Origin of the sequence: Membranihabitans marinus (assembly GCF_019802045.1) — a bacterium.
Classification (GTDB): Bacteria; Bacteroidota; Bacteroidia; order Chitinophagales; family Saprospiraceae; genus Membranihabitans; species Membranihabitans marinus_A.
The window spans coordinates 158873-171562 of record NZ_JAHVHU010000006.1 but is presented as its reverse complement, the minus strand read 5'-3'; the positions used below and the strand labels follow the sequence as shown (position 1 = coordinate 171562).

General features: G+C 43.6%; 10 protein-coding genes, 1 tRNA gene and 1 pseudogene. 8 read left to right on the top strand and 4 right to left on the bottom strand.

Translation table 11 applies throughout. The annotated features are described in order from the left end of the window. The first annotated feature begins 1 nt into the window (after position 1). From KUV50_RS06690 to rsgA, 4 genes are all read left to right on the top strand, one after another. Positions 2 to 1138: a T9SS type A sorting domain-containing protein gene (locus KUV50_RS06690; RefSeq protein ID WP_222579328.1), complete on the top strand. Its 1137-nt coding sequence runs from the start codon at positions 2 to 4 to the stop codon at positions 1136 to 1138. Positions 1139 to 1367: 229 nt separating this feature from the next. Continuing rightward, positions 1368 to 1441, top strand: a tRNA-Arg gene (locus KUV50_RS06685). Positions 1442 to 2158: 717 nt separating this feature from the next. Then, a complete protein-coding gene (locus KUV50_RS06680) occupies positions 2159 to 2914 on the top strand; it encodes a geranylgeranylglyceryl/heptaprenylglyceryl phosphate synthase (protein ID WP_222579327.1) in 756 nt (251 codons plus the stop codon). Between the two features lie 3 nt (positions 2915 to 2917). Beyond that, positions 2918 to 3865: a ribosome small subunit-dependent GTPase A gene (gene rsgA, locus KUV50_RS06675; protein WP_222579326.1), complete on the top strand. Its 948-nt coding sequence runs from the start codon at positions 2918 to 2920 to the stop codon at positions 3863 to 3865. Positions 3866 to 4033: 168 nt separating this feature from the next. Here the strand turns inward: rsgA and KUV50_RS06670 are convergent, their stop codons facing one another. Further along, positions 4034 to 4447, bottom strand: coding sequence for a hypothetical protein (locus tag KUV50_RS06670; RefSeq protein ID WP_222579325.1), 414 nt, complete (start codon positions 4445 to 4447; stop codon positions 4034 to 4036). A gap of 340 nt (positions 4448 to 4787) precedes the next feature. Here KUV50_RS06670 and KUV50_RS06665 point away from each other — a divergent pair, with 340 nt between their 5' ends. The 4 genes and pseudogenes from KUV50_RS06665 (at position 4788) to KUV50_RS06650 (ending at position 7409) form a co-directional block, all read left to right on the top strand. Further along, entirely contained in the window at positions 4788 to 5450 is a 663-nt protein-coding gene (locus KUV50_RS06665) for a DUF2461 domain-containing protein (RefSeq protein ID WP_222579324.1), read from the top strand. A 111-nt stretch (positions 5451 to 5561) separates the two neighbouring features. Next, positions 5562 to 6371 carry an alpha/beta hydrolase family protein gene (locus KUV50_RS06660; RefSeq protein ID WP_222579323.1) on the top strand — a complete coding sequence of 270 codons (810 nt, stop codon included), beginning with the start codon at positions 5562 to 5564 and terminating at the stop codon, positions 6369 to 6371. Between the two features lie 79 nt (positions 6372 to 6450). Then, a pseudogene (locus KUV50_RS06655) lies at positions 6451 to 6858 on the top strand (glycoside hydrolase family 95-like protein); the annotation flags it as partial. 290 nt (positions 6859 to 7148) lie between these two features. Continuing rightward, complete coding sequence (locus tag KUV50_RS06650; RefSeq protein WP_222579321.1) at positions 7149 to 7409, top strand: hypothetical protein; 261 nt, start codon at positions 7149 to 7151, stop codon at positions 7407 to 7409. A gap of 630 nt (positions 7410 to 8039) precedes the next feature. Here KUV50_RS06650 and KUV50_RS06645 read toward each other — a convergent pair. The 3 genes from KUV50_RS06645 to fucP all read right to left on the bottom strand — a co-directional run bounded on the left by KUV50_RS06645 (position 8040) and on the right by fucP (position 12596). Beyond that, a complete protein-coding gene (locus tag KUV50_RS06645; protein WP_222579320.1) occupies positions 8040 to 8594 on the bottom strand; it encodes a DNA-3-methyladenine glycosylase I in 555 nt (184 codons plus the stop codon). Positions 8595 to 9699: 1105 nt separating this feature from the next. Next, positions 9700 to 11127, bottom strand: a complete 1428-nt coding sequence (locus KUV50_RS06640) for a glycoside hydrolase family 140 protein (RefSeq protein WP_261395029.1) — start codon at positions 11125 to 11127, stop codon at positions 9700 to 9702. 131 nt (positions 11128 to 11258) lie between these two features. After that, a complete protein-coding gene (gene fucP, locus KUV50_RS06635; protein WP_222579319.1) occupies positions 11259 to 12596 on the bottom strand; it encodes an L-fucose:H+ symporter permease in 1338 nt (445 codons plus the stop codon). Between the last annotated feature and the right edge of the window lie 94 nt (positions 12597 to 12690).

The window sequence follows — 12690 nt, the reverse complement described above, 5'->3', positions numbered from 1 at the left end:
TTTGAAAATCAAGTCCTCCATCCCGCGAATGATTCTTTTAGGCATATTCCTGCTTGGTACGATGTATGGATCCAGTCAATCCGAGTATTTTCCTGCAGTAGGAGACACTTTGTATTTTCTCGTTGATCGGATGCCTGATAATATAACTATCAATGATCACAATCGTCATTCGAGATGGGATATTAGTATGGCCAAAGCTCCTTATCTAAGACCGGTGGTGCCTGTAAATCCGGGCGATGCAGCAGGTAGTTCGCATTTTCCCGATGCTGATTATGCCATGCGCATGGAAGATCGCACCATTCATTTTTACAAGAAAGAAGGCAAAGAACTTTACATGCTGGGACAGTATGGGTTTTATATATTCCAACAGTACATTCCCACGATCGTCCGGTTTGATTATCCGTTTATCGTCAATTATCCTTCTGCTCAGTATGGTCAAAAATGGGAGTACAACAGCCAGGCTGTGGTCGAATTTTCCGTGGCAGAACTCAAGCCCACATTTGTGTCAAAGTTGCCAGTCCATGCAGACAGCGTGCGGATTATAATGAATATTGATCGCCTGACGACCCGGGATGCGGAAGGTCAATTAAATTATGAAATTATTTCTGATGATGTTCTGCGACACTTTACCATAGAGCAATATCAATACCAGGTATTATTGCGGATTGGAGAAAAACCCTGGCAAGATTTTTCCGAATATGTAAATTATGAAGAATTATTTGGTCCGTTGGTTCAGTATCGGTATGACTTTCTAACTGATAAACACGGCATCCCGGTGGCCAGTGTTTGGATGAATCGACAAAATGGAAAACCGACCCGCATTAAATACTGGGTTCGGTCATACCTCCACCGATTCCGACGAATCGATGAATTGACTGAGCCGGATATCTATGCCTTTCCCAATCCGGCCATCGGATATGTCAATATAGAATTGAATAACCTCAGACCCGGACAGTACAAGATTGCTTTGTATAATTTTCTGGCACAGGAAGTATTTCAAATGCCTGTCAAGGTCGAAGCTGATGAGACCGTACGAATCGATATCACGGAATTTGACAAGGGACCTTACCTGTATGCACTGATTGATCAGTATGGTCGTCGTATTATCACCAAGCGGTTAACGATCATGAAGCCATGATTTTTTTAATTTTCAAGCTAAAATGAGTTGTAATTTGTAAAATTCTTGTAATTTTGCAGCGCTGAAGGGATAAGCTCAGGGCACACCCTGGAAAAAGCGTACCCCTTTAATATGGCCGCGTAGTTCAACTGGATATCTCTGAGGGTTGGATGAAAGTTGGTCGATAAAAAGGAATATCTTTAAAGTTAGATGTTGCAAAAAAAGAAATAATTCCTGAGTAGGAATATATGGCCGCGTAGTTCAACTGGATAGAATATCAGATTTCGGCTCTGAGGGTTGGGGGTTCGAATCCTCCCGCGGTCACTTGTTGGTCAAAATATGATGACCAAAGGTCATCATAGAAAAGAAAAAAATGCCCGCCCGAACTTGTTCGGGAGCGGGCATTTTTCTTTTCTAATGGACCGTAGGTCCATTTATTTTGAGCTCATACACGGATTAGGTGAGGCTCAACGCAGTTCATCCTATTCATATTTTGATTATCAGTCAGATCAAGATTCTCGTAGGTCCATTTATTTTGAGCTCATACACGGATTAGGTGAGGCTCAACGCAGTTCATCCTCCTATACTGATTTATAATCCATTGAAACTGTTTGTATTACCGAAGGTCCATTTATTTTGAGCTCATACACGGATTAGGTGAATGTGTTGAATGACTGAATGCAGTACCACGACGAGTGGTACCGATGGTTGATACACCATCGATGAAAGAACCGAAAACCCTTTTTTCGGTCGGGCGGGCAGTTCATCCTCGCGTAAAAAAGCTAATCCGACTTTCCGAAGTCGTTTTCAATTTTCAGCAATAGAGCTAACCTAATCCGACTTCTCTGAAGTCATTGGATGAAAAGCTGGTTGGCATGTCCATGGTGAGAAAGCGCAGAAAATTGAAATTAAATAAAATCTGTATTCGGATAGATCAATTGAATCTTAGATAGGTGGCACAATATTTTACGAATATAACCCATTATTCTAGAGCTACTGCCTCTGTTTATTGAAATTATTTATCTTTGAAAAATGAATTCAATGATTTACGACCAATTTTATTCGGCCCATCGTCATGGAAGAAAAGGCATTGCCTTGTTGATTGATCCCGACAATATAGGTCAAAATCATCTCGATATTTTAAGATCCAATGTTAATCAGTGTCACATTGACTATGTTTTTGTGGGGGGAAGCCTGCTGAAAAAGGATCATCTGGATCAATGTCTTCGTTTTACTAAAAAGCATTTTGATGTTCCTTCTGTTCTGTTTCCAGGAGATGTGTTTCAGATCAATACCCGGGCAGATGGCATCCTGCTTTTGTCGCTGATTTCCGGTCGCAACCCGGAGCTTCTTATTGGTAAACACGTCACAGCAGCACCTTATCTTCGACGAAGTAACCTCGAGATTATTCCGACCGGATATATTTTAGTGGATGGCGGTAGACCGACCACGGTGACCTATATGAGTCAAACGATGCCAGTCCCACGTGACAAACCGGATATAGCAAGTTGTACGGCAAGTGCCGGAGAGCTGTTGGGTTTGCGTGTCATCTATCTCGATGCGGGCAGCGGGGCGCAGGAACCCGTGAGCCAGGACATGATTCGGGAAGTGAAAAAGGAAATCGATATCCCACTGATCGTTGGAGGAGGAATCCGAAATGGTGATCAGGCACATGCCATGTGTGAAGCGGGCGCAGATATTTTGGTCGTCGGTAACGCAGTAGAAAAAGATCCTTCGCAGCTCATTGAGATCTCGACTGCCATCAATGCTTTTAATGAAATCAATCAATTTACATAATTTATGCAGGAAGGCGTTGTAGTGAAGTCAACCGGGAGTTGGTATGCTGTCCACATCAAAGGTGAGGTGGTTCTGTGTCGCATTGGTGGTAAATTCAGATTGGGAAAACTTAAATTAACCAATCCGGTTGCTGTTGGAGACCAGGTCATGGTGGAGATGGAGAATAATGAGGAGGGCACCGGTGTCATTCGAAAGATTCTGAACCGGGATAATTACGTTCTGCGACAAAGCCCCCGTCGAAAACATTATATGCACCTCATGGCGGCGAATATTGACCAGGCGGCATTAATGGTCACGTTGAGAGATCCTGCCATTAAGCCTGGGTTTATTGATCGGTATTTATTGATGACCGAACCACATAATATTCCCGTTCTTATTGTCTTCAATAAAATAGACATCTACACAGACGAAGATTTTCAAAAGCTGAGTGAGTTTGAGGAAATTTATCAGCGCATAGGATATGACACCCTTCGTGTTTCAGCACGTACCGGGATACACATTGATGAACTTAGAGGGAAGCTGGAGGGCCAAAGAACTCTGGTTAGCGGCCAGTCCGGCGTAGGCAAAAGCTCTTTGCTCAATACACTGGATCCCAACCTTCAAATTCTGGAAGGTAAATTGTCGGAATACTCTGGCAAGGGACAACATACGACTACTTTTGCTGAGATGTATACATTATCTGATCAAACTGAAATTATTGATACGCCGGGAATTAAGACCCTTTCATTCAACAACCTCGAAGTGCAAGACGTCGCGCATAATTTTCGGGAATTTTTTGAGTATTCCAAAGAATGCCGATTTGGGGATTGTACCCATCGGAATGAACCTGGTTGTGCGGTGAAAGATGCGGTTCGGGCGGGTGCTATTTCTGAAGTCAGATATTTAAATTATATCGCAATATTATCTGAGATTGAGGATCAAAACTATTGGGAAAGGCATACAGATCTTTAGGGGAAGGGGAAACCCACTGTAATCCATAGAGATAAATTTAGCTAGCTCCATTTCTCACTTGTTTGTGGTGGGCACGCTAACTCACTTCGTATTGTGCGGTTAGCTCTGCTGCATGTAGAATTTCGAAACGAAACACCAGTGGGGCCCCCACTGTTCAACTCAATCCACTTACCGGACCGGAATCTCTACCGTGAGATATTCTGCATTGCCGGTCGAGTCTTGGCCTTGCCAAAACTTGAAAGTATAAGGTTCGGCGTAAATAACCTGAAACAAAAACTGGTCTGTCGCCTCTTCAATAACCTGTGTGCATACCTCGTCTTCATACCGGGCGCCAATAGCCTGGACCTCCCTGACGGTTTGTTGGACGGGAAGGATGTCGAAGCCTTGCAGGTGCGTGCATCCATCCGGCCGATTGTAGTTCACTCTCATTTCATAGGTTTGTCCCAGTAAGAAAGTATCGGGAAGATCAACACTGGTGATTTCCAGCCGTTCGAAAGTGGGATTTACGATATCATCTTTTTCACAGGAGTAGATTACCAGTGAAATGAGTGCTAATACGGATATTATTAATAACTTTTTCATAGTGTAATGTTTTCGTCCTTATTTTTTAAGTATAATGAGAATCAAACTTAAATGTTGCTTGATTGAATTATTTAAATTAATATTATAATGCGTTAATTTAATTTATAGCAATGGTGATTGTGTTGGTGTAAAAGTCCCACTTAACTACGAAAGGCTTTCTACGATGTATCACAGATCTGATATATAAAACATGAGTTGTACGTCGGATTGGGTTTTACAATAAAATCAATTGTGTTCTTGGCGAGTGATTTGAGCGGAGGAGAAAAGCTCACTCTTGGAATAAATACTTCCGAGTTATTTGTATCTTTCCGCTCTGAGCATTACACAACGACCCATATTCATGATCGATCAGAACACCCTTGATTTTTTAAAAGAACTAAAAGAGAACAACAACCGGGACTGGTTTCAAGAGCACAAATCCTGGTATGAGGAAAGCCGGAAGGATTTTAAATCATTTGTGCAAAAGGTCCGATTGGAATTGATTAAACGGGATGGGATAGAAAAAACAAAAGTGTATCGGATCTATCGCGATTTGCGTTTTACAAAGGACAAGACACCCTATAAAACCCATTTTGCAGCCCATTTTACCCGGGCAGGTAAGTATCGCCGGGGTGGATTCTATTTGCAGGTATCATCGGATGAAATTTTGGTAGCCGGTGGGTTCTGGGGCCCAAACCGGGACGATCTTCAGTTTATCCGGGAGGGGATAGTAGCTCATGCTGATGATCTACGAGCGGTCCTGAATCAGCAGGAGGTCGTTGATCGTTTTGGCGGATTGACGGGCGATGAATTGAAAACAGCGCCGAGAGGTTATGACCGGGATCATCCTGATATTGATTTATTGCGTAAGAAGCAATTTATACTGCAGCGGAAGTATCCGGTAGCAGAAGCACTGCAGCCTGAATTCTATAAAAAAGCAGCTTCCGATTTTGAAGCTATGATTCCGGTTTTTGACGTGGTGACCGATTATCTGGTGTACGACGGGAATGGGGTGGAACGGTGAATTTTAATTATTAATTGTTAATTATTAATTGTTGATGATGAATTATTGACGATGAATTTTGGAGGGTGTGGACCACTGCTGAATGATTCTTTCCTTTTAATGTAAAAAACTATGATGAAATATCAAAACCCCGCATTACTCATTTTTATACTCCTGTACGGATTCCAGCTGAATGCTCAGGATGACCACCAGAACCATCCGGCGACGAGTCAGGAAATAATTATATCCATTGGCAATGATTCGATAGCAGGCTATGGCCTCTTTGCATCAGGAGCGGGAAAAAAGGAAACTGTATTGCTACTGCATGGCCTGCCGGGGAATGAACGAAATTTCGATGTGGCCCAGGAATTGCGGAGAAATGGAAGGAATGTCATTTTCTTCAACTACCGGGGCACCTGGGGGAGTCAGGGCGAATTCATGTATTCGAATTGCATAGAAGATGTGACCAAGGTCTTGGATTATTTCTCTGTGCCTGCGCATGCGGACCGATACAATGTTAAAAGTGATTCATTTGTTCTGTTTGGACACAGTATGGGGGGCGGAGTTGCGCTGATAAGCGGTGCTGAAGATCCCAGGGTAAAGAAGATTGCGATCTACTCGCCTTATAATGTCGCATTAGCTGCCAGGGATCCGCAAAGTTTAACCGGCGCCAGAAATCACCTCAAAAGTTTATTTATGCTCAAAGTGGATCCCGATCGGTTTATTGGAGAGTTGATCGATCGTACCGATGAATACAATCCTCTGACGTATCAAAAAGCATTGAGCCATAAGAAGCTTTTAATTTTTGATGAGAACGAACGCAATAAGGAGTGGATTGATCAGTTGGATGGCGCCCAATATATTTTAATGAAAACTGATCACGCCTTCTCTGACAAAAGGCTTGAAATGATTGATCGAGTTTCCGAATGGTTAGAAGAATAAGAATCGTATTCGGAGGTGATTATTCGTGAGGATCACGTATTCTGAGGGCTCGAAGTTTATTGAAGAGAAATGATTAAACTTTCATGTCAATGGGGACCAGTGCAAAGCCGGCCATTCCAACTTCACCTATCGTCCATTTACCCTGGAGGGGAACTTGGCTTTTGCGGCGGGTATCCAGGAAATGTTGATCCAGAGCCATACCGGAGTGGTGCATATATTTCCGGCGATCCCAGAAGAATGGCAGGACGCCTCGTTTGAGGATCTGCGTGCTCAGGGTGCTTTTCTGGTGTCGGCTGAGCGGAAGGATGGCTATGTCGCCTCTGTGGAAGTTTATTCGGAAAAGGGCTGGCAGCTACGGTTGAAGAATCCGTTTGGAGAGCGGTCCTTTGAGGTGTCGGGGGAATATGTGATGGATGGGGAGGTGATCGTAGTGGATATGGTAGAAGGTGAAAAAGTCCAAATAAACGAGAGGAAGGCGAGAAACTAAGATCGTAATCCTCATAGTGGGTTTATGTACCTGCAATTGTTTTCACTAGTGCACAAGGAACGAAGTTCGCATCATTATTTTATTTTCCCGCAGATTACACAGATCAACGCAGATAGTACCAAGTCTGCGGCTTGGTCTGATAGTAAATCTGCGAAAATCAGCGAGATCAGCAGGATCAGCGGGCAATATAGTAATACGGATTTAGTACCTTACGCACTAGCTATGATAAAATCCGTTTGAGTATTTTGGAATTTCTCCTTATCTTAACAATAGATATCCAATCAAAAATTATGGAAGCTAATGAAAACATCAATATTTCTGTGTCAGTATTAAAAAACCACTTGATAGATAAATTAAAAGAGGTCAATGATGAGAACATTCTTGAAGATGTCTTGGCTTTTATTGAGTTTGAAGTCTCTTCAGATAAAAATGTACACTTGTCTCCTGATCAGATATCCCGGATCGAAGAATCCAGGAAACAAATACAATCCGGGAAATATTTGACGCAGGAAGAAGTTGAACAGCGCATGAAAGAATGGATAAAAAAGTAATTTGGTCAGAGTTGGCGTTGATTGATTTAGAATCCATATTATCTTATTGGATTCTTCGAATTAATTCTATTAGCTATTCAGAAAAGTTGAACGAACGGATCCTTAAGGCTGTTGCCTTTATCGGTGCAAACCCAAAGATTGGAAGATGTCAGATTACGGAAGTATTAGATTGAAGTTAGAACTTAGTTACAACATTGTTTATGAGGAACTCGACGATAGAATTTTGATTCATGCAATATGGGATGTGCGACAGAATCCAGTTAAACTAAAAAAACGTCTTGAGAAATAATCAAAATGACTTCCAAGAACTATGAATATAAGCGAAAACAGTTTGTGCTGAATGTGATTTCTCATTGTTGAAGTAGTACACGGTGTCACTACTCGCCCGCAAGGGTACTTTTCGGTTTTCTCACTCATTCGCTCATCCAGCGCCTGAACCCTGGAGTATCTCAAGGTTCGGGGCACATTGGAAGTGCCACGCACCAGTGCTGTCAATGAGGTTAGGCATCGTCTCGTCCAAGGACAGCCTGTCTCGTAGGAGCGGAGAGAAGACAAGTTGTCCGTCAGGGAGAATTCGAAGGAAATCTTTCACGATCTTAGGATTATGTGCGTAATACCATGTTCGCACCGTTATTTTGTCAACCAAGCTGGTCCACTTCCCACCACCTCTTGATAAACCGCACACTCCTTATGATGCGCACCGGCCAGATAACCCGTGCTCATCAAAAATTCTTTGGTGATTTCACCGCCGGTGAATTTAAATGTTTTTTTGAATAACTTTGTCCATTCCTTCAGCGGTAGAGGATGGTGGTGATCCAGCCAATCAGCGAATGATCCGTATTCTTTTTGCAGCTCGAGAATTTGTTGGGCGTTGGATATCGTGGCATTGACTTTTAGTTTGTTGCGGATAATACCGGCATTGTTGAGTAATCGGTCCCGGTCGGCATCGTCATAGAACGCAACTTTATGAATATCAAACTGATCGAAAGCTTCTCTGAAATTTTCCTGCTTTTTCAGGATCAGTGACCAGTTGAGGCCGGCCTGGTTAATCTCGAGAATCAGCCGTTCAAATAATTCGTTGTCATCCTCCACAGGAAAACCGTAGACGGTATCATGATAAATCTTGTCCAGATTGTCGTGTGGAAGAAGGGTGGCTTTGTGGCAGTAATGGTTTTCGGGGATCATAATTGGTGATTTTTCAGTGGGTTTTTTTAAGAATGTAAAGCAGTGTGTTCAATATCATTGGTATATTCAGAATAATCTAAAGTATTATAATCCAAGAAAACATGTACGTGTTTAACATTTTTTGTGGCCCGGGAGGCAATCCCCAATGAATTCAGTGAATTTGCTCGCATAATTCACCTTACATATTTTTTCTTTCTTTTGAGCGGAGACATACTGTTTGAAAAAAGTTTACTACTAACGCCAAAGATCTCCCATATACGATACAAAATTTTCAGAAACCCTTGTATCGCCCCGCATGGAATTTGGGGCCGCTACGGGGGCTTCTGCTAATGTTTATCTGCTAGAGCGCTGCTCTTCCATTAGTACTTCGTTCCAATGCAGCGCCCGGGAGAAACGAACAGCTCTGATAGTTTCCAGGACTGATCTCAAGCCAAAACCACTGCACCCCTGTAGCGGCGACTTTAGTTGCTCGAGATGAGATGAGTTTTTCTCATCTCATCTAAAAATGTATGATTTATTATGGCGACCAATATTTCGATACTGCTTAATATGTTTGAAAATTAGAGCTAAAATTTAAGATCAAGAAAATCAGTTCGCCATAATTAATAAAACATAATATACTATCTTACTGATTATTAACAAAGGGCCAAGCAACTTCATTCTGGTTTTCAAGATTCAATTCAAAAGTAGAATGGAAGAGTTCTCCGTATACTTATGTAAAAGAAGGATTTGAATTAGGTTGAAGGAATGGCCTTTCGGCCATTGCGCCACCGCTAAAGCTTCAGCGAACGCGGTAGGCGGCTAAAGCCAGCTTGTACGAGGGTTTATCGGGTCGTTTTCTGACTTTGGAAGTTAAGAATGACCGTTGTAGTTATTTTGTAGTATTAGGAGCATTTGTTATTGGATGGAAATAAGTGTAAGATATACTGCCCGCTAAAAATCTCTGAATGAATTGGGGACAGCTCTTGGGCGAAAACGTTTTCCAGGGAGCAAGAGCTCCTTCTTCCCGGGGGCGCTTAACCATGCGGTATTGATACACTCAATTCATGCGGGAACAGGTTATCTTGGAATTATGTGCTTTATATATTGTACATGAATAAATTACTCAGTCGTGGTATTTTGTTCTTATATCAATTAATGATTGCCCGGGCACTGGAAATTCACTATTCTCAGAATCTACCACCAGCACCCAGTCATTGCCTAGGCCATGCGTGGATGGTGTGATCGTTACCTTATCGATGGAATTAGTGATCTCATTTCCCCGATATGAATTGCCGGTACGGGGATTATACCACCAGCTCTTAAATCGATCACCCTTTAACGCGCTCAGATCGAGCCTCGTTTTCTTTCCGGTCGGAAAATAAATCATGGCAAAAGCGCCCTTTTCATCTCGGGTAGCGATCACATAATCTTTGGTATTTTCTTGATCTTCCACCACCATGTATTGATCCGGGATGCGACTGAGGAACGGTCGGGACAACATCAGATTCTTCAAATGCCGGACCTGCGTGGCCATCGGCAGATCCAGGGCTTCCGGCCAGGGACGCAGCGGACCATTGATCCCTTTCTGGCCTGTGGTGTACATTTGCCAGACATCATGACAGCCATAAGTCTGACCAAATGCTCCGGCAAATACATTCCAATACATGATCCGGCGGATATCGCGGGCCATACTATATCCTTTATTTTTCGCATCGAAGCAAATGGGATGATCTTCATATAGAGGTTCCCCATCCAGGACGGGTTTGGTTGGTTTTAAATGATAATCGTGCGCAATGTTCTTATAACTGTCTTTGGGGCAGTGGCCGGTTTGGTGCATATTGAAATCCAGCCAATCATCCTGATGAAACCAGGTGGAAGATCCCCCCGGATTGCGTGGCTGCGGATGATAGCTCATCAAGGCTTTATCATTTCCACCTACTGCTTCGACGATACCTTTGGCCATCTGCTGCCAGACCTCCACGTCATCGGAGTCTGTACGGGGGGTACGGTCTCCACCGATGATCCAGATAATATTGTCCCGGGATTTGTATCGGTTTCCGATCCACCATCCATACTTCCGGGCATTTTCCCGGTTAAAAACCTCTGGACCTATTCCCCAGCTTCTGGTATGGAGTTTATCACCCCAGGTGGGGAGCAAAGCAATATACATATCAAGTTCGGCTGCCTTGTCAATGATAAAGTCCACGTGCTCGAAATAAGCCGGATTGAGCGTGGCCGGATCATCGTTGAATAATGGCGTTTCACCATATGTATTGGGTGTATGGAGTCCGTCCAGTTCAGCCAAAGCGACAGCCTGGATCACATTAAATCCCTGGCTTTTTCTTTTTTTCAGATACATGGTTGCTTCTTCCCGGTCACATCGGTGGAATAATTCCCAGGCGGTATCTGCGAGCCAGAAGAATGGAGATCCGTCTGACCTGACCAGAAATCGCTGGTTATCGCTAACCCGGAGCGGTTGTGCAAGTAGAGAACCGGTCGTCATGCTAAATATGACTATAATAAACCATATCACTCTAATAGAATGGCTCATGCTTTGTGGTGTTTATAGAAGCAACTATGTGAATATATTGATTTTCCATTTCTTGGCCGCCAACTTTCTTGGATCGACGAAGCTTTTTGCAATCGGCAGCACAGGAGTATCAGTCATTCCGCTTTTCCATTTCAACTTTCCATTTCCATTTTCCAATGCAAAGACCGGTAACTATAAATTCCGACAACCGCCAGACAGATCAAGGGAAGAATGAATGAAAACTTCACTTCGGGGATGACCCCCAGGACGGTTACATCCGAAAATCCGGTTCCACCCCAGTCCAGAATAGCTGCCTGCAGCGGTGGCATCAGTGCGCCACCGACGATCGCCATCACCAGCCCGGCGGAACCAAGCTTGGCCTCATCGCCCATACCTTTGAGGGCAATACCATAAATGGTTGGGAACATGAGCGACATGAAGATACTGATGGACACCAGTGATATAAGTCCTGCCATACCGGGTAAAAGAATCGCTCCGGCACAGGCGAGCACGCCTCCGATGGAGAAATAAAACATCAACCGGGCTCCATCGATGTATTTCATCAGCCAGGTACAGATCCATCGCCCGGTCAGAAAGGAGATCATAGCGGCCATGTTGTACCAGGTCGCCGTCAGCTGTTCATCCGGGCCGCGGGATGCATTCATATGATCCACGTATTGGAAAATAAAAGTCCAGCACATAATTTGTGCCCCCACATAAAACGCCTGTGCGATAACCCCTTCGTAGTACCGCTTGTTTTTTAGCAGGAGTGAAAGGGAATCGCGAAACCCCATCTTTACATGTTCTTTGGAGATCGGGAACCGGGTAAAACCAATAATGATTAATATGACCAGGACCAAAACGCCCAACCCTATGTATGGGAAACTAATAATGCTGAGATCATTTTCACGGATAGCCGCTTTTTCCAATACATCCAGCGCATCGTACGCCGCCGGTGTATAATCATCAGACCGTAGGGCACTGATCACAAATACTTGCGCGACCAACATCCCCAGCAGGGAGCCCATCGGATTGAACGCCTGTGCCAGATTCAGTCGTTGGGTAGCGGTCTTATCATCGCCCATCGCCAGTATAAATGGATTGGCCGTGGTTTCCAGAAACGCCAGTCCAAATGTGAGGATGTAAAGCGAAGCCAGGAAAAATCCAAATTTTTCATACGCCGCCGCCGGATAAAACAGAAATGCACCCAGGGCATACAGCACCAGACCGACCATGATCCCTTTTTTGTAGCTGAATTTTCGAATAAATATGGCCGCAGGAATGGCCATGGTCGCATAGCCTCCGTAAAAAGCCAGCTGTACCAATGCCGCTTCAAAATTGGATAATTCGGGCATTACCTTTTTGAAGGCAGATACCATCGGATTCGTCAAATCATTCGCTATCCCCCATAGAAAAAACAGGGACGTAATGATGATGAATGGGAAAAGCAGATTTCGGGCGACAACGGGGGTTCGACTGTTTGTTTTCATAGGATGATAAATATAACAGAAATACTCTGAAAAAATGAAAACAAATTCATCCAGGGTGACCCCCCGTAGGCAACATAAAAAAAAGGTAGTGTTT